The 21,714-nt window shown below is 74.3% G+C and carries 23 protein-coding genes; 6 read left to right on the forward strand and 17 right to left on the reverse strand.

The genetic code is table 11. The features are described 5' to 3' along the window. Positions 1-34: 34 nt before the first annotated feature. The 6 genes from VKZ81_RS23820 to iolC are packed head-to-tail and all read right to left on the reverse strand — an operon-like array spanning position 35 to position 7,042. Positions 35-958, reverse strand: a complete 924-nt coding sequence (locus VKZ81_RS23820; protein ID WP_324243884.1) for a TIM barrel protein — start codon at positions 956-958, stop codon at positions 35-37. A gap of 2 nt (positions 959-960) precedes the next feature. Beyond that, on the reverse strand, positions 961-2,457 hold the full coding sequence (locus VKZ81_RS23825) for a CoA-acylating methylmalonate-semialdehyde dehydrogenase (protein ID WP_324243885.1): 1,497 nt from the start codon (positions 2,455-2,457) through the stop codon (positions 961-963). Beyond that, the gene (gene iolD / locus VKZ81_RS23830; RefSeq protein WP_324243886.1) at positions 2,454-4,316 is read right to left on the reverse strand and encodes a 3D-(3,5/4)-trihydroxycyclohexane-1,2-dione acylhydrolase (decyclizing); all 1,863 of its coding nucleotides are present in this window, start codon (positions 4,314-4,316) and stop codon (positions 2,454-2,456) included. Before iolD ends, VKZ81_RS23825 begins: the two co-directional genes overlap by 4 nt. Then, positions 4,313-5,167, reverse strand: a complete 855-nt coding sequence (iolB, locus tag VKZ81_RS23835) for a 5-deoxy-glucuronate isomerase (protein ID WP_414709454.1) — start codon at positions 5,165-5,167, stop codon at positions 4,313-4,315. Before iolB ends, iolD begins: the two co-directional genes overlap by 4 nt. Before the next feature lie 35 nt (positions 5,168-5,202). Further along, complete coding sequence (locus VKZ81_RS23840; protein WP_324243887.1) at positions 5,203-6,096, reverse strand: Cgl0159 family (beta/alpha)8-fold protein; 894 nt, start codon at positions 6,094-6,096, stop codon at positions 5,203-5,205. Continuing rightward, positions 6,086-7,042: a 5-dehydro-2-deoxygluconokinase gene (gene iolC, locus VKZ81_RS23845; protein ID WP_414709455.1), complete on the reverse strand. Its 957-nt coding sequence runs from the start codon at positions 7,040-7,042 to the stop codon at positions 6,086-6,088. Before iolC ends, VKZ81_RS23840 begins: the two co-directional genes overlap by 11 nt. A gap of 122 nt (positions 7,043-7,164) precedes the next feature. Between iolC and VKZ81_RS23850 the strand changes: the two genes are divergently transcribed. Next, on the forward strand, positions 7,165-7,893 hold the full coding sequence (locus VKZ81_RS23850; RefSeq protein WP_324243888.1) for a GntR family transcriptional regulator: 729 nt from the start codon (positions 7,165-7,167) through the stop codon (positions 7,891-7,893). A gap of 55 nt (positions 7,894-7,948) precedes the next feature. On the opposite strand, the gene VKZ81_RS23855 is transcribed toward VKZ81_RS23850, so the two are convergent. From VKZ81_RS23855 to VKZ81_RS23870, 4 genes are all read right to left on the reverse strand, one after another. Beyond that, complete coding sequence (locus tag VKZ81_RS23855) at positions 7,949-8,155, reverse strand: DUF3073 domain-containing protein (RefSeq protein ID WP_324243889.1); 207 nt, start codon at positions 8,153-8,155, stop codon at positions 7,949-7,951. 216 nt (positions 8,156-8,371) lie between these two features. Continuing rightward, a complete protein-coding gene (locus tag VKZ81_RS23860; protein WP_324243890.1) occupies positions 8,372-9,562 on the reverse strand; it encodes an MFS transporter in 1,191 nt (396 codons plus the stop codon). Positions 9,563-9,707: 145 nt separating this feature from the next. Continuing rightward, on the reverse strand, positions 9,708-10,784 hold the full coding sequence (gene ygfZ, locus VKZ81_RS23865) for a CAF17-like 4Fe-4S cluster assembly/insertion protein YgfZ (protein WP_324243891.1): 1,077 nt from the start codon (positions 10,782-10,784) through the stop codon (positions 9,708-9,710). Further along, complete coding sequence (locus tag VKZ81_RS23870) at positions 10,781-11,164, reverse strand: Fur family transcriptional regulator (RefSeq protein WP_324243914.1); 384 nt, start codon at positions 11,162-11,164, stop codon at positions 10,781-10,783. The genes ygfZ and VKZ81_RS23870 overlap by 4 nt, the downstream gene beginning before the upstream one ends. A 259-nt stretch (positions 11,165-11,423) precedes the next feature. On the opposite strand from VKZ81_RS23870, the gene VKZ81_RS23875 reads away from it, so the two are divergent. After that, positions 11,424-13,190, forward strand: a complete 1,767-nt coding sequence (locus VKZ81_RS23875; RefSeq protein WP_324243892.1) for a DivIVA domain-containing protein — start codon at positions 11,424-11,426, stop codon at positions 13,188-13,190. A gap of 45 nt (positions 13,191-13,235) precedes the next feature. Beyond that, complete coding sequence (locus VKZ81_RS23880) at positions 13,236-14,462, forward strand: hypothetical protein (RefSeq protein ID WP_324243893.1); 1,227 nt, start codon at positions 13,236-13,238, stop codon at positions 14,460-14,462. Between the two features lie 3 nt (positions 14,463-14,465). Here VKZ81_RS23880 and VKZ81_RS23885 read toward each other — a convergent pair whose 3' ends face one another. The 7 genes from VKZ81_RS23885 to VKZ81_RS23910 form a co-directional block, all read right to left on the reverse strand. Next, entirely contained in the window at positions 14,466-15,071 is a 606-nt protein-coding gene (locus tag VKZ81_RS23885) for a heme-binding beta-barrel domain-containing protein (protein WP_414709457.1), read from the reverse strand. 11 nt (positions 15,072-15,082) lie between these two features. Further along, positions 15,083-15,214 (reverse strand): hypothetical protein, encoded by a 132-nt coding sequence (locus tag VKZ81_RS23890; protein ID WP_324243894.1) that lies wholly within the window; start codon positions 15,212-15,214, stop codon positions 15,083-15,085. 74 nt (positions 15,215-15,288) lie between these two features. Then, on the reverse strand, positions 15,289-15,588 hold the full coding sequence (locus VKZ81_RS23895; protein WP_324243895.1) for a DUF1416 domain-containing protein: 300 nt from the start codon (positions 15,586-15,588) through the stop codon (positions 15,289-15,291). Then, positions 15,588-16,439, reverse strand: coding sequence for a sulfurtransferase (locus VKZ81_RS23900; protein WP_324243896.1), 852 nt, complete (start codon positions 16,437-16,439; stop codon positions 15,588-15,590). Before VKZ81_RS23900 ends, VKZ81_RS23895 begins: the two co-directional genes overlap by 1 nt. A gap of 137 nt (positions 16,440-16,576) precedes the next feature. Further along, positions 16,577-16,651: a putative leader peptide gene (locus VKZ81_RS35215; RefSeq protein WP_414709458.1), complete on the reverse strand. Its 75-nt coding sequence runs from the start codon at positions 16,649-16,651 to the stop codon at positions 16,577-16,579. Between the two features lie 54 nt (positions 16,652-16,705). Beyond that, the gene (locus tag VKZ81_RS23905) at positions 16,706-17,497 is read right to left on the reverse strand and encodes an LmeA family phospholipid-binding protein (protein WP_324243897.1); all 792 of its coding nucleotides are present in this window, start codon (positions 17,495-17,497) and stop codon (positions 16,706-16,708) included. Further along, on the reverse strand, positions 17,494-18,354 hold the full coding sequence (locus VKZ81_RS23910; protein WP_324243898.1) for an alpha/beta hydrolase family protein: 861 nt from the start codon (positions 18,352-18,354) through the stop codon (positions 17,494-17,496). Before VKZ81_RS23910 ends, VKZ81_RS23905 begins: the two co-directional genes overlap by 4 nt. A gap of 141 nt (positions 18,355-18,495) precedes the next feature. Between VKZ81_RS23910 and VKZ81_RS23915 the strand changes: the two genes are divergently transcribed. From VKZ81_RS23915 to pstS, 3 genes are all read left to right on the forward strand, one after another. Beyond that, positions 18,496-19,281 (forward strand): winged helix-turn-helix transcriptional regulator, encoded by a 786-nt coding sequence (locus VKZ81_RS23915; RefSeq protein WP_324243899.1) that lies wholly within the window; start codon positions 18,496-18,498, stop codon positions 19,279-19,281. 30 nt (positions 19,282-19,311) lie between these two features. After that, entirely contained in the window at positions 19,312-20,181 is an 870-nt protein-coding gene (gene mshD, locus VKZ81_RS23920) for a mycothiol synthase (RefSeq protein WP_414709456.1), read from the forward strand. Between the two features lie 244 nt (positions 20,182-20,425). Continuing rightward, a complete protein-coding gene (gene pstS / locus VKZ81_RS23925; RefSeq protein ID WP_414709459.1) occupies positions 20,426-21,541 on the forward strand; it encodes a phosphate ABC transporter substrate-binding protein PstS in 1,116 nt (371 codons plus the stop codon). Positions 21,542-21,714: the final 173 nt, after the last annotated feature.

Here is a 21,714-nt window from a genome sequence, read left to right on the forward strand (position 1 = left end):
TGCACAGCCTGCCGAGGCGGCGGCTGGGGATGGGTCAGTAGGGCCACCTGCGGACCGGGCCGAGTCCACAGGCCCGGAAGTAGCCCGCGGTGCGAGCCCCGATCGGCAGCGGGATGTGCGGCTCGACCGGGTAGAGGTCCTGCTCGACCACCGTGAACAGGTCGGTGTCCAACCGGGCCAGCGCGTCGAGCAGCGGCGGCATGTCGGGCTCGCCGTAGGGCGGCTCGACCATCACCCCGAGCGGAACCGCCTCGGCCATCGAGAGCTTCTCGGCGCGGACCCGCTCCCGGACCGCCGGGTCGACCTGCTTGAGGTGGACGTAGCGGATCCGTTCCCCGAACTTCTCGATGATGGCGAGGTTGTCGCCGAAGCAGTAGGAGATGTGCCCGGTGTCCAGGCACAGGTTCACGTACTGCGGGTCGGTGTCGGTGAGGAAGCGCTCCACCCGGTCCTGCGTGTCGACGTGGGTGTCGGCGTGCGGGTGGAAGACCAGCTCGACGCCGAACTCCTCGGCGAGGTACTTGCCGAGGCGGTCGTAGCCGGTGACGAGGTTCTTCCACTGCTCGGCGTCCAGCTCACCGGGCTGCAGCGCCGCACCGCTGTGCATGTCGGTGTACTGCTCGGGCAGCAGCACCAGGTGGCGGGCGCCGAGCGCGGTGAGCAGCCGGGACTCCTTGCTGCACTTCTCGATCGCCTCGTCGAGGGCCTCCGACCCGCGGTGCAGGCCCGCGAAGATCGTGCCGCCGCAGACCCGCAGGCCGCGGGCGTCCAGCTCGTCGCGCAGCCGGGCCGGGTCCTGCGGGAGGAAGCCCGACGGACCGAGCTCGGTCCACAGGTAGCCCGCCTGCGCGATCTCGTCCAGGTACTGCTTCCAGCTGACCTGCTTGGGATCGGACGGGAACCACACGCCCCACGAGTCGGGGGCGGTCGCCAGCGTGAGTCGGTCGAGGTTCGCCATGGTCACGTCGCCGTCGGGAAGTGGTAGCTCGCGTCGATGGGGTGCTCCACGTGCGGCCAGCGGGAGGTCACGACCTTGGCCCGCGTGTAGAACTGCACGCCTTCCGGGCCGTGGATGTGGTGCTCGCCGAACAGCGAGTCCTTCCACCCGCCGAAGGAGTAGTAGGCCATCGGCACCGGGATCGGGACGTTGATGCCGATCATCCCGACGTTGACGCCGCGCTGGAACCGCCGCGCCGCCTCGCCGGACGAGGTGAAGATCGCGGTGCCGTTGCCGTACGGGTTCGAGTTGACCAGCTCGATGGCCGCGTCCACGGTGTCGGCCCGCAGCACCGAGAGCACCGGGCCGAAGACCTCCTCCCGGTACACGTCCATCTCGGGCCGCACCTTGTCGATGACGGTCGGGCCGACGAAGAAGCCGTTCTCGTAGCCGGGCACGGTGTAGCCGCGTCCGTCCACGGCGAGCTCGGCTCCCTGCTCGGCACCGCTGCCGATCAGCCCGACGATCCGCTCCTTCGCGGCGGCGGTGACGACCGGGCCCATTTCGCTCTCCGGGTCCCGGCCCGGTCCCACCTTGACCGCGCGCGCCTTCTCGCTGACGGCGGCGACGAGCTCGTCGGCCGCCGAGCCGACCGCCACGGCGGCGGAGATCGCCATGCAGCGCTCGCCCGCGGACCCGAACGCCGCCGCGACCAGGTGGTCGGAGGCGTAGTCGAGCCCGGCGTCGGGCAGCACGACGGCGTGGTTCTTCGCCCCGCCCAGCGCTTGCACGCGCTTGCGGTTCGCCGAGGCCCGCTGGTGGATGTATTGCGCGATCGGGGTGGAGCCGACGAACGAGATCGCCGCGACGCCCGGGTGGTCGAGCAGCGCGTCGACGGCCTCCTTGTCGCCGTGCACGACGTTGAACACGCCGTCGGGCAGGCCCGCCTCCGCCCACAGCTCGGCCACCAGCTGGGAGGCGCTCGGGTCGCGCTCGCTCGGCTTGAGCACGAACGTGTTGCCGCACGCGATCGCGACCGGGTGCATCCACATCGGCACCATCGCCGGGAAGTTGAACGGCGTGATGCCGGCGCAGACGCCCAGCGGGTTGCGGAACGAGAACAGGTCGACGCCGGTGGAGACCTGGTCGGAGTACTCGCCCTTGAGCAGGGTCGGGATGCCGCAGGCGTACTCGACCACCTCGAGGCCGCGCTGCACCTCGCCGCGGGCGTCCGAGACCACCTTGCCGTGCTCGTCGGAGATGATCTCGGCGAGCTCCTGGGTGCGGGCGGCGACCAGCTCGCGGAACTTGAACAGGATCTTCGTCCGCTGGGACAGCGACGACTGCGACCAGGACGGGAACGCCGCCGCGGCCGCCTGCACCGCGGCGTCGACGTCGGCGGGGCTCGCCAGCAGCACCTCGGCCTGCTGTTCGCCGGTGGCCGGGTTCCAGACCGGGCCCGTCCGGGTGGACTCGCCGGTGGTGGGCTTGCCACCGATCCAGTGGGTGACGGTCCTCATTGCCGGTTGCCTCCGATCAGCGGGCGCTGGTCGACCTTGTGCGCCTCGTAGGTCTTGCGGGCGGCCGTGGTGGTGTCGAGCTGCGCGACCTCGGCGACCGGCACGTCCCACCAGCTGTCGGAGTCCGGGGCGGGTGCGAGCGGGTCGGTCTCGATGTGGATCGCGGTGGTGCGGTCCGACGCGCGGGAGCGCGCGATGGCCTCGCGGAACTCCTCGATCGTCCGGACCCGGATCACGTCGGCCCCGAGGCTCTCGGCGTTGGCCGCGAGGTCGACCGGCAGCGTCGGCCCGTCGAGCAGGCCGGACTCCGGGTTGCGGTAGCGGTAGGACGTGCCGAACCGCTGGGAGCCCACCGACTCCGACAGCGAGCCGATGGATGCGAACCCGTGGTTCTGCACGATGACGATGTTGATCTTGATCCCTTCGGCCACCGCGGTGACGAGCTCGCTCGCCATCATCAGGTACGAGCCGTCGCCGACCAGGGCGAACACCTCGCGGTCGGGGGCGGCCATCTTGACCCCGACCGCGCCGGCGATCTCGTAGCCCATGCAGGAGTAGGCGTACTCCACGTGGTACTGCTTGGCGTCCTTGGCGCGCCACAGCCGCTGCAGGTCGCCGGGCATCGACCCGGCCGCCTGCACGACCACGTCCGTGGGGGCCATCTCCTCGTTGAGGGCGCCGAGGACTTCGGACTGCGCCGGGAGCGGCTGGTGGCCCAGGTGGAAGGCCTCGTCCACCCTGCGGTTCCACTCGCCGGTGTCCCAGGTCGAGGCGCACCGGTAGCCGGCGAGCGCCTCGGTGAGCGCCTCGAGCCCAGCGCGGGCGTCGGCGACGAGCATCTCGCCGGCGTGCTTCGCCGCGTCGAACGCCGCCACGTTCAGGTTCACGAACCGCACGTCCGGGTGCTGGAACGCGGTGCGCGACGCGGTGGTGAAGTCGCTGTAGCGGGTGCCGACGCCGATCACGACGTCGGCCTCCCTGGCCAGCTTGTTCGCGACCGGTGAGCCGGTGGCGCCCACGCCGCCCACCGCCTGGGGGTGGTCCCACAGCAGCGCGCCCTTGCCCGCCTGGGTGTCGGCCACCGGGATGCCGGTGGCCTCGGCGAACCGGCGCAGGGCGTCGGTGGCCTCGCTGTAGTGCACGCCCCCGCCCGCGACCACGAGCGGCCGCTCGGCGGACCGGATCAGCGCGGCGGCCCTGGCCAGCGCGGCCGGCTCGGGCGCCGGGCGCGGGATGTGCCACACCCGCGGCTCGAACAGCTCCTCCGGCCAGTCGTAGGCCTCGGCCTGCACGTCCTGCGGCAGGGCGATCGTCACCGCACCGGTCTCGGCCGGGTCGGTGAGCACCCGCATCGCGCCGAGCAGCGCCGAGGGCAGCTGCTCGGGCCGCCAGATCCGGTCGAAGAACCGCGAGACCGGCCGGAACGCGTCGTTGACCGAGATGTCGTAGGTGCGGGGGTCCTCCAGCTCCTGCAGCACCGGGTTGGCGACGCGGGTGGCGAACACGTCCGACGGCAGCAGCAGCACCGGGATCCGGTTGGTGGTGGCGAGCGCCGCGCCGGTGACCATGTTCGTCGAGCCGGGCCCGATCGAGGCGGTGCAGGCCATCGTCTGCAGCCGGTTGCGCATCCGCGCGTAGCCGACGGCGGTGTGCACCATGCCCTGCTCGTTGCGGGCGAGGTGGTAGGGCAGGTCGATGCCGGTGCGCGTCGCCTCCAGCAGGGCCTGCCCGAGCCCGGCCACGTTGCCGTGCCCGAAGATCCCGAAGCAGCGCGGGATGAGCCGGTGCTGCACGCCGTCGCGCTCGCTGTACTGGTTCGCCAGGAACCGCACGACGGCCTGGGCCACGGTCAGCTTCACTGCTTCTCCTCCGTCGTCGTGAGCGGCAGGCGTGGGTCGACCTCCTGGTGTTCCCAGGTGCCGCGCACCCAGGCGTGCTCGGGGTCGTCGCAGATGAGCCAGGCCCGGTCCGGGCTCGGACCGGCCATGACGTTGAGGTAGTAGAGGTCGTAGCCCGGCGTCGCCATCGAGGGGCCGTGCCAGCCGTAGGGGATGAGCACGGTGTCGCCGCTGCGCACCTCGGCGCACACGTCGATCTCCCGGCCCGGGCCGGAGGTGTAGACGCGCTGGTAGGCGGGGCCGTCGCGGTCCACCTCGAAGTAGTAGACCTCCTCGAGCTGCGCCTCGCCCTCGCGCTGCTCGTCGTGCTTGTGCGGCGGGAACGACGACCAGTTCGCCGCCGGGGTGAGCACCTCGACGGCGATGAGCTTGTCGGCCTCGAAGGTCTCGGGGTTGCAGAAGTTGTTGACCTGCCGGCTCGCCTGGCCGGCGCCGCGCAGCTCGACCGACACGCCCTCGGCCGGGCCGTAGCGCGCGGGCAGCCGCCGCGTGGCCCGGGCGGCCGGGAGCGCGAACCGCCCGCCGCCCGCGGACGACACGGTGACCTCGGCGTCCCGCGGCACGTAGGCGAAGTCGCTCACCCGGGTGAAGACGCTACGCCGACCGGTGACCTCGAACGACTCGCCGTCGCAGGTGACCCGGCAACCGCCCGAGAGCGGCAGCACGACCATCTCGTCCTCGCCGGTCGCGAACGAGTGGGTCTGGCCGGGGGCGAGCTCGAGCACCCGCAAGGAGCTGTAGGCCCACCCGGCGTTCTCCGGCGTGATGACGAGCGAGAAGGGGCCGTCGGCGGTCTCGCCCCTGCGGACCACGGGCCCCACCTTCCGCCCGGAGGCGACCTGCGCGCTCACAGCAGGCTCACCGCCGCGTCCACCGCGGCCGCCACGTCGTCGCCGGGCGGGTAGAGCAGGGACCGGCCGATCACCAGGCCCTTCACGGTGGGCAGGGCGAGCGCCTTGCTCCAGCTCGCGAACGCCGCGTCCTGGTCCTCGGTCACCTCCCCGCCGAGGATCAGGGCGGGCAGGGTCGTTGCGGCCATCGCACGCTCCATCTCGTCGACGATCGGAACCTTGAGCCAGGTGTGGGCGGACGTGTTGCCCAGCCCGGCGGCCACCGTCGAGGCGCGGATCATGGCCTCGGTGGTCAGCTCGTTGCGCACCCGCCCGTCGACGCGGTGCGCGATGAAGGGCTCGACCATCGCCATGAGGTGCCGCGCGGCCAGCTCGGTCACCGCGCGCCCGCACGACTCGAGCGTGGCGGCGGTGGAGCGGTCCTCCGGGTCGATGCGGATCAGCATCTTGCCGCCCTCGAACCCGGCGGAGGCGATGCCTTCGGCGTCGTAGGCGGTGAACCGGTCGTCGATCTCGAACGCCGTGCCCGCGAGGCCGCCGCGGTTCATCGACCCGACGACGACCTTCCCGTCGAGCGCGCCGAGCAGCAGCAGGTCCTCCAGCACGTCGGGGGTGCCGAGGACGCCGTTGACGCCGGGCCGGGACAGGGCGAGGCAGAGCCGGTCGAGCAGGTCGGTGCGGTCGGCCATGGCGAGCGGCCGGTCGCCGGCGCGCAGCGCCCCGCGCGCCGGGTGGTCGGCGGCGATCATCATCAGCTTCCCGTGCTCGCCCAGCAGCGAGCTCGGCCTGCGCCGGCGCCGGGCCGCCTCGGCGACGGCCTCCGGGTGGTTCACCCGCAGCTCGACGAGCTCCTGCAGGCGTTCGGCGGTGCTCGTCCGATCAGCCGGCACGGACTGCCTCCTCCCGCAGCACGGCCTCGACCTCGTCGGTCGTGGGCATGGCGTCGGCGCAGGCCAGGCGCCCCGCGACGATCGCGCCCGCGGCGTTGCAGAACCGCATCGAGCGCTCCAGGTCCCAGCCGGACAGCAGCGCGTGGCAGAGCCCGCCGCCGAACGCGTCGCCCGCTCCGAGCCCGTTGACGACCTCGACCGGCACGGGCGGCACCACGACCTGCGTCGTGCCGTCCGACGCCAGCACCCCGGCGGGCCCCTGCTTGACGACCGCGAGCCCGATGCCCGCCTCGTGCAGCGCAGCAGCGGCGGCCTCCGGCTCGCGGGTGCCGACCGCGGTGTCGCACTCGTCGAGGTTGCCGACGGCGACCGTGGCGTACGGCAGCGCCTCCTGGTACCAGCGCCGGGCCTCCTCGCGGGACGGCCAGAACATCGGGCGGTAGTCCAGGTCGAACACGGTGATGCCCCGCTTGCCCCGCTCCCGCAGGGCGGCGAGCGTGGCCTCGCGGCTGGGCTCCTGGGACAGGCCGGTGCCGGTCACCCAGAAGACGCCCGCCTCCCGGACGGCCTCCATGTCCAGCTCATCCGCGTGGATCTCCAGGTCGGGGGCCTTGGGGAAGCGGTAGAAGTACAGCGGGAAATCGTCGGGCGGGAAGATCTCGCAGAACGTCACCGGCGTCGGCAGGTGCTCCACGGGGGTGACGTAGCGGTCGTCGACCCCGAAGCCGCGCAGGGCGTCGTGGATGAACTCGCCGAACGGGTCCTTGCCGGTCCGGCTGATCACGGCGCTGCGCCGGCCGTGGCGCGCGGCGGCGACCGCCACGTTCGTGGCGCTCCCGCCGAGGTACTTGCCGAACGTCTGCACTTCGCGCAGCGAGACGCCGGTCTGCAGCGGGTACACGTCCACGCCGATGCGGCCCATGGTGAGGACCTCGAACCCCGCCATCACCCTCCCCTTCGAGTCCGCGTCCGAAGTGACCCGGAACACGCGGCTCAGGTGTACTCTGACCCGCCAAACCTGTCAACACTTTGTCATGACATAGTGCCGAAAGTCCTTGGGGGAGGCGTATGCAGGTCCCGGCGCTCGACCGATCCAGCCCGGTTCCCCTCTACTTCCAGGTGGCGCGCCGCCTCGAGCAGCTCATCGAGAGCGGGGAGCTGCCGGTCGGCGGCCGGCTGGAGAACGAGGTGGAGCTCGCCGAGCGGCTCGGGGTCTCCCGGTCCACCATGCGCCGCGCGATCCAGTACCTGGTCGAACGCGGCGTGCTCGTGCGCAAGCGGGGGATCGGGACCCAGATCGTGCACCCGAAGGTGCGCAGGCCCGTCGAGCTGTCGAGCCTCCACGACGATCTGGTGAAGGCGGGCAAGCGGCCCACGACGCAGGTCCGGCACCTCGACGTCCGCCCGGCGTGCGGCGAGGTCGCCGACGCGCTGGGCGTGCCGGAGGGCACCGAGGTCACGTGGGTCGAGCGGCTGCGGTTCGCCGACGGCGAACCGCTCGCGCTCATGCACAACGCGGTGCCGCTGGACGTGCTGCGGCTGCGCCGCGACGACCTCGAGGCGCGCGGGCTCTACGAGCTGTTGCGCGCCGCGGGTTACGTGCCCCGGATGGCCGACCAGGTGGTCGGAGCCCGCGCGGCGACCGCAGCCGAGGCTCGGCTGCTGGGTGACGCGCGGGGTGCCCCGGTGCTGACCATGACGCGCACGGCGTGGGACGCCGGCGGTCGCGCGGTGGAGTACGGCTCGCACATCTACCGCGCGAGCCGGTACTCCTTCGCGCTCACACTGACCAGCTGACCCGCATGGGCCCGCTCACCTGCGCCAACCCCCCACCAGGCTGCAGGCGACCCGCTCAGCGGTAGCGCCGCTGAGGGGCCTCGTCCTCGTCGTCCTCCGCGGGAGCGTAGGGGTCGGCGTAGTAGTCGTCCTCCGCCTCACGGTTGCGGGGTGCCGCACCCCCGAGCTCGCGCTGCAGAGCGTCGAGGTCCATGGTGGGGGAGCTGTACTTGAGCTGACGGGCCACCTTGGTCTGCTTGGCCTTGGCTCGTCCGCGCCCCATGGCTGGTCCCCCTTACAACAGGGAAGGGGCGGCCGGATGTCTCGGCGGCCCCATTCATCTCATCAATCTCCTGGTGTTCACCGTACCTTGCGAACCGGCAGGAGTGCGACGTGGCACCGGTGATGTGACGTCGCACGCGTGTGAGGTCACCCGCTGGGCTGGCTCCGACGGGGTGATCCGACCTCCCGCCGCTCGACCGGGCGGCACCCGCCGGGCTCAGCCCGGCAGTGCCTCCGCGCTCGATTCTACGAGGTGCCGCAGCGCGAGCACGGCGCCGAGCGCGGCGAGAGCACCCATCGCGAGCATCGCCGACCAGCCGGCGAGGTCGGCCACCAGCCCGCCGACGGCGGGGGCCGCGGCGCCCGCCGCGTAGTTCGCGGTGTTGGACATCGCCATCGCGGTGGCCGCCCTGCCCTCCGGTGCCAGCTCGCCCGCCGCGGTGAACACGAGCCCGTTCCAGCTGATCGCGAGCGCCGCCGCCGGGACGAGGGCGGCGGCGAGCAGCACCCCGGGCCCGGGGCGCAGGACGGCCGAGAGCGCGAAGCCCGCCGCCACCGCCACCGCGACGATCCGCAGCGGGCCGAGCCTGCTGCCCACCCGATCGGACCACGCGCCGTTCGCCAGGCGGCCCGCGGCGCCGAGCACCTGGGTGAGGCCCAGCAGCCCTCCCGCGACGGCGAGGGAGAACCCCGCCGCGCCGTGCAGCACCTCCACCAGGAACACCGATCCGAGGAACTGCGGCACGACGAGCAGCAGGCCGGCCAGGCTCAGCCGCTGCAGCCGCCGATCGGCCAGCACCTCGCGGGCCCGCGCGGCCGGGCGTGCCCCGCCCGCGCGCCGCCCCGGTGGTTCGCGGATGAACGCCGCGACGGCCGCCCCGGCGGCGAGACAGGTGGCCGACAGCGCCGCGAACACCGCGGGCACCCCGCCCGCGTCGGCGATCGCGGGGAGCGCGACGGCCGCGACCGCGGCTCCCAGCGGCACGGCGGTCTGGCGGATCGCCATCGCCGTGCCGCGGCCGGTCGCGGGGAACCAGGTGAGCACGGCGCGCCCGCTCGCCGCGTTGACGCTGGCCCCGAACGCCCCGGCCACGACCAGCAGCACCCCGGCCGCGATCGCGTCGTCGACGAGGGCGAGGACGCCGAGCGTCGCGGAGGCGCCGAGCAGCCCGGAGGCCATCACCCACCGCTCGCCGAACCGGTCGGCCGCGCTGCCCCACGCCATGAGCGTCGGGATCAGCCCGGCGGAGGCCAGCCCGATGAGGACGCCGACCCCGGCGACGCCCAGCCCGAAGTGCTCGCGCAGGGCGGGGGTGACGGCGGCGAGCCCGAGGAAGTAGGCGGTGGCGGCCTGCGCGGCCGTGCCCACGATCAGCACGACCCACCGGTACCGAGGCCCCGAGCCCATGGGTCGACCATAGGTTCCGCGTACCGCGATCCGGGACGTGATCCCAGTCGTTGGGACGACGTGCGAGCGAACTGGCGAAACGGGCGCACTCAGCCCGCGACTCGCCCGCGTTCAGCCCGCGACTCGCCGGGTTCGTCGGGGTGCGTCAGCCGCGCAGGCCGCCGCGCAGCTGGGCGGCGCGGCCGGGCGGCGGCGCGTCCTGCTCCGGCGGGATCGACGACGGGTCGATCGCCACCGGCGCCACCCGGTCGTCCGCCCCCGCCGTCAGCTCGGCGTCGGCGGGCACGTTGCGCTTGACCAGGGCCAGCGCCACCGGACCCAGCTCGTGGTGCACGGCCACCGTGCCGACGCGGCCGACGGCCCGCCCGTCGCGGAGCACCGGGTCGCCCGGGACCGGCAGCGTCTCGTCGCCCGCGTCGAGGTGCAGCAGCACGAGGCGGCGGGGCGGGCGGCCGAGATTGGCCACCCGGGCCACCGTCTCCTGGCCCCGGTAGCAGCCCTTCGACAGGTGCACGGCCGAGCCGATCCAGCCGACCTCGTGGGGGATCGTCTTCTCGTCGGTGTCGAGATGCAGGCGCGGGCGCTGCGCCTCGACCCGCAGCGCCTCGAACGCGAGCGTGCCCGCCTCGCGCGCGCCGGCGGCGGTGAGCCGCTCCCACCACGACGCCAGCGCGTCGCGGGGCACGATCAGGTCGGCGGCGTCCTGGCCGGGCCAGTCCATGCGGCGGACGAAGCCGCCGTCGGGCAGCGCGGCCACGCCGTGGGGGCGCTCCGGCGCCGGGAGGCCCGCCTTCGCCAGCACCTCGGGGGTGTCGGGGCCGACGAGGCTCAGCACCGCGAGCTCGGAGGAGGCGTCGCGGGGCTCGACCTTCGACCAGAACACCATCTTCTGCAGGTACTCGACGAGCTCCGGCACGTCGCCGGGCTCGGTGTCGAGGAAGACGGTGTCGGCGGTGTGCGCCACCACCATGTGGTGCAGCACACGGCCGTGGGCGTCCAGCACGAGCGCCTCGGTGCCGGTGTCGGCGGGCAGCTCGCTGACGTGCTGGGTGAGCAGCAGGTGCAGCCAGCTCAACCGCTCCGGCCCGGTGACCGCGACGACCCCGCGGTTGCTCCGGTCGACGACGGCGGCGCCCCGGGCCATCGCGCGCTGCTCCGCGAGGGGGTCGCCCCGGTGCGCGGGGAGGCCCTGGTCGTTGTCGGTGCCCGGCAGTTCGGTCACGGCGCGTTCTCCTCGGCGTTGCGGCAGGCGCCGCACTGCCCGGACAGCGCGACGTGGGCGGCGTCCAGGGCGAAGTCGGATTCGTCGAGCAGCCGCTGGGCCAGCCCGTCCATCAGGTCGGTGGGCGACTCGGTGACCGATCCGCAGGTGTGGCACACCAGGTGGACGTGCTGGTGCTCCTGCTCGGAGTAGGTCGGGGCGCCGTGGCCGAGGTGGGTGTGGCGGACCAGGCCGATCCGTTCCAGCAGGTCGAGCGTCCGGTACACGGTGGTGATGTTGACGGCGGGCGCCGACTGCTGGACCTGCGTGCAGATCTGCTCCGGGGTGGCGTGCCCGAGGTCGCGCACGGCGTCCAGCACGAGCTGCCGCTGTGGCGTCATCCGCAGACCCCGCTGGTGCAGGGTGCGGCGGAGCGCGGCCGGACCGCTCTCCACGGAGCCCGACGTGGTGTCCACCGCGTCGATGGTAGGCGCTCCGGTGCGCGGCGTGTCGGGCGGCGGACCGCGGGTTACATCGCTCCGATATCGGAGGATCGGGTGTCCTCGGTATGCTCCGTCAGGGTGAACGACCAGGTTTGCGAGCCTGGACCTACCTACCCTCGGCGGGTGGAGGGGCTACCACGCTCGGGAGGGACGACGGATGACGAGTGATCCGGGCGCGCTCGGCGCCCCCCGTTTCGACGTCGTCCTCCGGGGCTACGACCGCAAGCAGGTCGACGAGCACGTGGCCAAGCTCCAGCGCGTCGTGGCGCGGATGCGCGCCGACCTCGAGATGGCCCGCAGCCACCCGCTCCCGATGGTCTCCCCGCCCGGGGGCATGCCCGCGGCGGGCGGACCGCGGCCCGTCCCGCCCCGTCCGGGGCCGGGTGGACCGCAGCAGCGGGGCGACGCCCCCGACGTGGTCGGCAGCTTCACCGACCGCATGCAGAGCATCCTCCAGGCGGCGGAGGAGGAGGCCGCCGAGATCCGCAACAAGGCGCGCGCCCAGGCGCGGGCCGAGGAGGAGAAGGTCCGCGCGCAGATCGCCGACCTCCAGCGCCAGCGCGACGCCCTGCTGAAGGAGCTCACCCGGATGCGCGGGCAGCTGGAGGGGATGCTCGCGGCGCCCACGGGTCGCATCGACCTCGCGAAGGAGGGCCAGCAGCCCCGCCCCGCCGCCGCCCCGCCGTCCCCGAGCCCCGGCAAGCCCAGCCCGGGCAAGCCGCAGCCGACCCCGCAGCAGCAGGGGCAGGGCGGAACCCCGCAGCCGCCCCGACCGCAGGCCACCCCCACGCCGCGGCCGCGGCCCTCGGCGGACCCGCAGGGGCAGCCGCCCGCTCGCCCCGCGGCCGAGCCCGGCAAGGACGCCTCGGCGCGCCCGGTGCCCGCCGACGGCCTCACGCGTGCCGCACCGCAGGTCCCGCCGGCCGGCCCGGCCTCGCCGAAGCCGCCCACGGGCCAGGAACAGCCCCAGCCGCGGGGCAAGGCGGCCGTCGCCGGCTCCGGCGGCTCCGCGTCCGGATCACCGGCCCGCCCCGCCGCGCCGCCGTCGGCAGGCGGCGCGCGGCAGCAGCCCGGCTCGGCCGGGCAGGCGCGGCCCGCGCAGCCCGCGCAGAACCCGAACCGCCCGGGCACCCCGGGGCCCGGGGCCGCCGGGACGAACGCGTCCGCCCCGAACACCCAGCAGGGCCCGAACAAGCAGCAGGGTGGCGGCCAGCAGCAGGGTCAGAACCAGCAGCAGCCGGGCCAGCGCCCGAACGCACCGGGCGCCGCGGCCGGTCAGCAGGCGCCGGGCCGCCCGAACCCGCCGGCGCCGAACCAGGGCCAGGCGCAGCGTCAAGGGCAAGGCCAGCAGTCCCAGGGCCAGCAGGGGCAGAACGCGCCCTCCGCCCAGCGCCCCGCAGGCGGCCAGCAGCAGCCGCAGTCCCCGCAGCGGGGCACCGGGTCCGGGGGCAACGGGGCCGCCCAACAGGCGGGACCGCGCCCGGGCCAGCAGCAGGCGTCCGGGGCGCGGCCGTCCGCTCCGGACGCCGGCTCGCCGAGCCCGTCCCAGGGTGACGGGCAGCGCCGTCCCGCCGGCGGGCAGGAGTCCGGTGACCTGTTCCGGGCGTCATCCGATCAGGCGAAGAGTGGCGGCGCCGAGCAGAAGCCCGGGGCGCGCCCGGTCGACCGCCCCGGCGGCGACCGCACGGCGCTCGTCCCGACCATCCCGCCCTCGGAGATGGCCCCGCCGCGGCAGACCGACAAGCCCGCGAACGGCGCCGCGACCACGGGCAACTCGTCCCGGCCCGCCTCCGGGTCGCGCCCGGACGAGCCGCGGCGCGACGGACAGGGCGGCTCCGGGGAGCAGGGGCGGCAGTCCTCCGCGCCCTCCGGGAGCGGCGCCGAGCGCTCGGATCGGTCCGCGTCGGCATCACGCTCCGGGTGATCGTTGTTGCGCACCGTGAGCTGAAAAGGCGTACGGTGCGCAACCATGCAGCTGCCCTTGTCGGCGTCTGCGCTGGTCATGCTGGGCCTGGGCGCAGTGCTCGTCGGTGCGACGATCCTCGTGGTGGTTGCCGTGCGCAGGCGGAAGGCGAGCGGCCCCACCCGGGTCCCGCCGGACGAGCGCGTGCCCGCACCGCCCGCGGCGACCCCGGGGCCGCAGGCCGTCGAACGCGCCGTCGACGACCCGACCGCGCGCCCGCGGGCGGAGGCCGCCGCGGCCCTGCCCGCGCCTGCGGAGCCCGCGCCCGACCCGGCCGCGCAGACGCCCGTGCCGTCCGTTCCCCCTGCGCCGTCAGCGGCCGAGCCGCCGTCTGCGCCGTCTCCTGCGCCGTCTCCTGCGCCGGCGTCTGCGCCGTCGCCCGAGCCGCGGCCGGTGGCCGGGCCGGTGGTGCAGCCCCTGGCCGCGCCGACGCCGCGCCCGGTGGAGGTCACCGCGCGCGTCGAGCCGCCCGCGGGCGACGACCGGGTCCCGCCGGAGCCCACGCCACCGCGTCACCCCCAGGCGGGTTCGGGGCGCACCGTCGCCGAGGCGGTGGCGCAGGCGTTCGCCATGCGCGCCGCCGCGAGCCGGGCAGGCGCGCCGCGGCCCGCCGCCGACCAGCCGCCGCGAGACCCGACCCCACCGCACACCCCGGGGACGGGCCCGGCCGAGGAGAGCAGCGCGCCGCGGCCCGCCGACCCGCCCGCCGCCGACGACCCGCCCGCCGCCGACGACGTGGACCCCGCCGCGACCACCGACCCCGACGGCACCGGCATCACGCCGCCGCCCGCTGCGGGGCTTCGTGCTCCGGGCCCTGAGGCCGGATCTGAGGCGGCCGAGGAGGCGCCCGCGCCTGTCACACCGAGCGCCAACGGAAACGCGCCCAGCGCGGGCCACGGGCCCGTCGACGCGCCGGTGCCCGTGCCGCGCCCCGACCACGACCGGTCGGTCCACCGGGCGGGCCCGGCGTCCGACGCGCGGGACCGGCTGCTCGCCGTGCTGCTCGACGACCCGGAGCGGGCCGTCGGGGCCGCCGTCGAACTGGAGGACTGCCTCGCCGAGCTGGACCGCCTCTCCGACGCGGTGCGCGCGGGCCGGGCGGGCCTGCGCGACGTGCTGCGCCGCCTCGCCGCGGCCGGCCTGCGCCCCGACCAGCTGGCCCGCCTGGCGCGGATGCCGCAGGCCGAGGTGGACGAGCTGCTGGCGGACGCGCCCGCGCAGCAGCAGGCCTGACGGTCAGCCCGCGATGCGGTTCAGCCGCGCCGAGAGGTGCGGCTGGAGGGGCTGGCCGACCATCGCGCGCTCGTCCACGTAGGCCAGGTCACCGCCTTCGACGATGCCGTAGAGGCGGTGGGAGCCGACGACCTCCTTCGCCGACGCGGTGCGGGCCACCGCGTCGGTCTTGATCTCCCAGGAGGTGAGGTTGCGGGCGCGGCCGTAGAAGATCTCGGTGATGCCGGTGGCGTGGGTGATGAGCACCTCGAGCTCGCCGTCCGGCTGCGGCCGCCAGAAGCCGGTCTCCCGGGCGGCGGGGCGCAGCACCTCGCCGTCCGGGCCGAGCAGCCACGACTTGGCCTCGTAGGTGAGGAAGGGGCGGCCGTCGTGGGAGAAGACGATCTGCTGCCCGAAGGTCTGCGGGCCGTCGATGGTGGGGTAGACGACCTCGCCCGTGCCGCGCCAGACGCCGACCAGCGGGAGCAACCCGATGCACTGTTCGTGCAGGTCGGGACCCTCGCGCAGGTTCGCGGTGTCGTCGGGGATCGGCAGGTCGTCGAACCGCGGCCGGTTGCGCTGCGGGGAGTCGGGTGCGGCGTTGGTCGGGCCGGGCACGGTGCCCTTCAGGTCCTCGCCGCTCACGGCTCCGGCTCCGCGGGGACGTCGGGGGCGCCGGGTGCCGTCGTGAACAGCCGGCGCAGCAGGAAGCCGGTGAACGTCACGATCCCGGCGCAGGTGGCCAGGAGTACGCCGGTGAACAACCACTGCACCGGCCGAACCCTACCCGGTCGCAGCGGAGCCGACCCCCGGGCGGGGAGCGGCTCCGCTGCGATCCGGGAGCGGGCTACGCGACGGCGATCTCGGCCCGGTGGATGCCGGGCCCCTCGGCCTTCACCTCGGCCTGGCCGGTGCCCGCGCGCGAGAGCGCGCGGACGGTCCAGGTGCCGGGCGCGGCGAAGAACCGGAACTGGCCCGCCTCGGACGAGACGACCTCGGCGGTGAACTCGCCGGTGCCGTCGAGCAGCCGCACGTAGGCGCCGCCCACGGGGGTGCCGCCCGCGACGACCCGGCCGGTCAGCACGGTCTCCTTCGTCAGGTCGGTGCCCGGCGGGAGGGCGACCGCCTGGTCAGGAGCGCCGCACATCAGGAGCCCTTCTTCGCGGGCGCGCCCAGCTCGATCGGCACGCCGACCAGCGAGCCGTACTCGGTCCAGCTGCCGTCGTAGTTCTTGACGTCGCGGTAGCCGAGCAGCTCGTGCAGCACCACCCAGGTGTGCGAGCTGCGCTCGCCGATGCGGCAGTAGGCGATGGTGGGCTTGTCGGCGTCGTAGCCCTCGTCCGCGTAGAGCTTGGCGAGCTCCTCGTCGGACTTGAAGGTGCCGTCCTCGTTGGCCGCCTTGCTCCACGGGATGTTGATCGCCGTGGGCACGTGGCCGGGCCGCTGCGACTGCTCCTGCGGCAGGTGCGCGGGGGCGAGGATCTTGCCGGAGAACTCGTCGGGCGAGCGCACGTCGACGAGGTTCTTCTTGCCGATCGCGTCGACGACCTCGTCGCGGAAGGCCCTGATCGACAGGTCCGGCTCCTTCGCCTTGTAGGTGGTGGTGGGGCGCTCGGGCACGTCGGTGGTGAGCGCGCGGCCGTCGAGCTCCCACTTCTTGCGCCCGCCGTCGAGCAGCTTCACCTTCTCGTGGCCGTACAGCTTGAACTGCCAGTAGGCGTAGGCGGCGAACCAGTTGTTGTTGCCGCCGTAGAGCACGACGGTGTCGTCGTTGCTCACGCCCTTCTCCGACAGGAGCTTGCCGAACTGTTCCGAGTCGATGATGTCGCGGCGGACCGGGTCCTGGAGCTCGGTGGTCCAGTTGATCTTGACGGCGCCGGGGATGTGCCCGCCGTCGTAGGCGGTGGTGTCCTCGTCGACCTCGAGGAAGACGATGCCGTCGGTGCCGAGGTTCTTCTCAGCCCAGTCTGCGGTGACCAGGACGTCCTGGCGACTCATGCGGTGGCTCCCTGGATGTCGGTGAAGCGGTTTCGGGCGTGCACGACTCGACTGCCGGCCCGGGGCACGGCAGACGTGTGCGGTGATGCGGACATGCGGATGCTCCTGAGAAGGGGGTGCGTTCTAGACGCGAAGGCTCAGGAGACGCGACACAGGCAGCTGCCGACGCGGCACAGGTCGACTGCGCGGCGACGGGTCAGCGGCCAGAACACGCTGGTGAGGGTAGCCGAGGTTGGCCGTTCCCGGCAGTCCGGATCGGTGGCAGGTCACCCGGTGGCCGAGACGGCCGCGTCGCCGAGGGTGAGGTCGTCGGCGTACCCGCTGATCTCGATGGCCCCGCCCGCCGCGCGGAGCCGGGTCGGCGTGGCCGCGAGCGGGAGCGAGCCGGGGTCGATGCGCAGCGTGAACCGCTGCGTCAGCGTCCGCTGCACCGCGGGCGGGAGCGGCTCGGCGTCGTCGCCCCCGATCCGGACGTCGCGCGGCACGATCTGCGCCTGCCCGTCGACGAGCTCGAGCGCGGCGATCACCGACACCTCGGTCTCCTCGTCGAGCAGGGCGGTGGTGCCGACGAGGCGCACCGCGTTCTCCGGCTCGATCGTCCGCAGCGACTTGTCGGCGCCGTCCTCGACGGCCTGCTCGATGGCGTAGTCGTCGACGTTCTCGATGCGCAGGTCGTCCATGCCCGGCACGAGCCGCTCGATGTCGTCGGCCGGGATCCGGACCGTGCCCTCGACCTCCCGGACGGACAGCGACTTCGGGCCCGATCCGAGCAGCATCGGCAGCGGGGCGGTGACGTCGCGCAGCTGCGCGTGGACGGTCAGCTCCCGCAGCTCGCCCACGCGGATCCGGGTGGCGTCGACGTCCACGCTGGAGTACTCGCCGGAGATCGCCTGGGTGAGGAAGGGGAACCCGTTGATGCGCACGGACGGGTCGTCGACCAGCCCGATCTGCTCGCGCATCTGGCGCGAGACCGCCGACTCGGCGAGCGCGGCGGCCCCGAAGTCCACGGCGATGAACAGCCCCACCAGGACGAGCAGCGCGATGACCAGGCGCCTCATCCGACCTCCGACCTTGCGGCCCGGCGCTTCGCCGGGCTGAGGCCATCGACGGTAGAGCGAGCCGGTTCGGGCCCGTCATCCGGGTTGCAGGCCGCGAGCGCCCATCGGGCGATGCGCCGGGCGAGCTCGGGGTGGGTTCCGCTCTCCCCGTGCCCGCCGCCCGGCTCCTCCCACAGCTGCGCCCGCCCGCCGGACGCGGCCGCGAGCGCGCGGGCGTGCGCCGCCGGGAAGTAGCGGTCGCCCGCGATGTGGACGAGCAGCAGCGGCACCTCGACGTCGGCGACGATCTCGACCGGGGAGGGCGGCACGACCTCCCACCCGCCGTCGAGCCGGACCCCGAGGGCGCGGGCGGCCAGCCTGCCGTGCGGCTGCTCGAGCAGCCAGTGCACCCGGCGCATGGCCGCGGTCTCCCGGGCGTACCAGCGGGCGGGGGAACTCACGGCCACGACGGCGGCCGGCCGGTGGGCTCCCGCGACCGCGTGGCGCAGCGCGACGGCGGCGCCGAGGGAGAACCCGACCGTGGCCACCCGTTCGTAGCCGAGGTCGAGCGCGGCGGCGACCGCGGCGTCGAGGTCGAGGGGCTCGCGGTCGCCGACGGTGGTGCGGCCTCCGGAGCGGCCGTGCCCGCGCATGTCGAAGGCCACGACCGGGGCCTGGGCGGCGAGCGACGCGAGCAGCCTGCGGGTCGTCGGGTGCCGGGTGTGGTGGGTGAACCCGTGCGCGACGACGAGCGCACCGCCCCGCGGGGCGGCCCCGTGGGACAGGTGCACACCCGCGAGCGGAACGCCGTCGGCTGCCGTCGCCGTGATCGGAACCGGCGTGACCTGCGCCGCGGGACTCGTGTGATCCACGGTCACCCGGTTATCCTGCATCGATCCGCGTGTGGTGTTCCCGCCGGGTCACGCGGGTGTGAACGGTGCGTCAGCGCTGCCCGCCGTCCTCTTGAGGATGGGCCGCAGCGGGCGGCCCGGTTCCCGGTGGGAGAGGAGGCACGTAACGTGGAACTCCTGTTGCTGACGGCTGACCCCGATCCGGGGTCCGTGCTGCCCGCCCTCACCCTGCTCCCGCACGGCGTCCGCACCGCAGCCCCCGAGGTGGCGGCGCTGCTCGACGCGGGTCCGCACGACGCGGTGCTCGTCGACGCGCGCACCGACCTCGTGGCGGCCCGCAGCCTGTGCCGGCTGCTCGGCAGCACCGGCACCGACGTCCCCGTCATCGCCGTGCTCACCGAGGGTGGCCTGGTGGCCGTGTCCGGGGAGTGGGTCGTCGACGAGATCCTACTGCCCACCACGGGCCCCGCCGAGGTGGACGCCCGCCTGCGGCTGCTCAAGTCGCGGCCGGGCAACGACTCGGGCCGCGACGGCGGTGCGCTCGTGCTCGGCGACCTCGTCATCGACGAGGCGACCTACGCGGCGCGGCTGCGCGGGCGCCTGCTCGAGCTGACCTACAAGGAGTTCGAGCTGCTCAAGTACCTCGCGCAGCACGCGGGTCGGGTCTTCACGCGCGCCCAGCTGCTGCAGGAGGTGTGGGGCTACGACTTCTTCGGCGGCACCCGCACCGTCGACGTGCACGTCCGGCGGCTGCGGGCGAAGCTCGGCCCCGAGCACGAGGGGATGATCGGCACCGTCCGCAACGTGGGCTACAAGTTCGTCCGTCCGACCCGCAGCGGGCTGGGCCAGGCCCAGGTCGACCTCCTGGACGACGACGGCGGCGGCCGCGGGAACGACGAGGAGGACGACCGGGGTCGTCGCGAGCGGGTGTCGGAGGTCGCGGGCCGGCAGTGAGCCGGCCGCCGGCGCGGTAGCGTCGTCGGCGTGATCGAGCTGTCGTGGCGGGCCGGGTTGGACGAGGCGCAGGCCGCCGAGGTCAGGGCGCTCGCCGCCGCGGCGACGGAGGCCGACGGCACCCCGCCGCTGGGTGAGCACGTGCTGATGCACCTCGGCGACGCCGAGGCCGCGCACCTGCTCGCCGTCGAGGGCGGCGCGCTGCGCGGCGTCGCCCAGCTCGACACCGCCGAGCAGGTGGCCGAGCTCGTGGTGCACCCCGAGCACCGCAGGCTGGGCATCGGCAGGCGGATCGTCGAGGAGCTGCTCGCGCGCACCGGCGGCACGCTGCGGGTCTGGGCCCACGGCCGTCACCCGGGGGCGGTGGCGCTCGCCGAGCGGCTCGGCTTCCGGCCCGTGCGCGAGCTGTGGCAGATGCGCCGCAGCCTGTCCGAGCCGGTCCCCGAGCCCGAGCTGCCCGAGGGCGTGCGCCTGCGCGCCTTCGTGCCGGGCCAGGACGACGAGGAGTTCCTCCGCGTCAACAACGCCGCCTTCTCCTGGCACCCGGAGCAGGGCGGCTGGGACCGCTCCCAGCTGCGGCTGCGGGAGGCCGAGCCGTGGTTCGACCCGGAGGGGTTCCTGCTGGCCGTGGACGCGTCGGACCGGCTGCTCGGGTTCCACTGGACCAAGGTGCACACCGACCCCGAGCCGATCGGCGAGGTCTACGTGCTGGGCGTCGACCCGGCGGCGCAGGGCATGCGGCTGGGCGCCGCGCTCACCCTCGCCGGGCTGCGCCACCTGCGCGAGCGCGGGCTCGCCGACGTCATGCTCTACGTCGAGGCGGACAACGAGCCCGCGGTGCGGCTCTACACCCGCCTGGGTTTCCGGCCCTGGAAGGTCGACGTGTCGTACGGCCGATGACGGTCGTTCACCCGGCGGCAACCGAGCCGCCCCCCGTTCGTGATCACGTCGTCCCAGGTCACGGGCGGATCACGATCAACCCTGCGTGAGTGTCCTCGCTCACCCGGGGGACCTGTTCATCCTCCGTTCACCTGGACGGCGAGGTCCGTCCACCGGCCTTACCTACCGTTCGCGGCGAGCGGCCCGGAGAGCCGCCGAGCCCGTTGCACGGGAACTCACGTACGGAGGAACACAGGTGAAAACCCTGCGGCACGGCTCCCGTGCCCGACTCGCCGCGATCGGCGCCGTCGCCGGCAGCGCACTGCTGCTCGCGGGCTGTGCCCCGGCCAACGAGTCCGCCCCTCCCGCCGGAGGGGGCGGCGACGGGGCGGCCGCGAGCGAGGTCTCCGGCAGCATCGCCGGGGCAGGCGCCTCCTCGCAGCAGGCCGCGATGGAAGCCTGGATCGCGGGCTTCACGAGCATCGCGCCCGACGCCGACGTCAACTACGACCCCACCGGTTCGGGTGCGGGCCGCACCCAGTTCACGGCCGGTGCGGTGCAGTTCGCGGGCAGCGACGCCGCCCTGGACGAGGAGGAGCTGCCGGTCGCGCAGCAGATCTGCGGCGGTCCGGACAACGTGATCCAGATGCCCCTCTACATCTCGCCGATCGCGGTGGTGTTCAACCTGGAGGGCGTCGACTCCCTCCGGATGTCGCCGGCCACGATCGCGAAGGTCTTCAACCGGCAGATCACCACCTGGAACGACCCGGCGATCGCGGCGGAGAACCCCGGCGTGCAGCTGCCGGACACCCCGATCACGCCGGTGAACCGCTCGGACGAGTCGGGCACCACCGAGAACTTCACCGAGTACCTGGCCGAGGCGGCGGGCGCCGACTGGCCGCACGAGCCCGACGGCGTGTGGCCGATCCAGGGTGGCGAGGCCGCGCAGGGCACCTCGGGTGTGGTCGGCGCGGTCGCGGGCGGCCAGGGCACGATCGGCTACGCCGACCTCAGCCAGGCCGGTGACCTGAGCAAGGTCCACGTGCTGGTGGGCGGCGCCCCCGTCGAACCGACCCCGGAGGCCGCGGCCGCGGTCGTCGAGGCGTCGCCGCGCATCGAGGGGCAGGGCCGGTACAACTTCGCGGTCGAGCTGAAGCGCGACACCCCGGGCGCCTACCCGATCGTGCTCGTGTCCTACACGATCGCCTGCACGCAGTACTCCGACCCGGCCCAGGCCGAGACCGTGAAGGCGTTCCTCGACTACATGGCGAGCGCCGAGGGGCAGGCCGCGGCCCAGCAGAACGCGGGCAACGCGCCGATCTCCGACAGCCAGCGCAGGGCGTTCCAGCCGGCGATCGACGCGATCGCCGCGGCGGGGTGACGTGAGCGCGACATCACGTGGCCGGGTGGCCCGGACGATCGCCATCATGGCGTCGTCCGGGCCATCGGCCCGTCATGGCGCCGCGCCCCCGAGCTTCCGCGACGCTCCGCGGGAAGGGATCTCGTGAGTACCGAAACCACCCCGGCGACCGCCGGTGCGCAGCGGCCCACCAC

This window comes from Pseudonocardia sp. (assembly GCF_035305885.1).
GTDB lineage: Bacteria > Actinomycetota > Actinomycetes > Mycobacteriales > Pseudonocardiaceae > Pseudonocardia.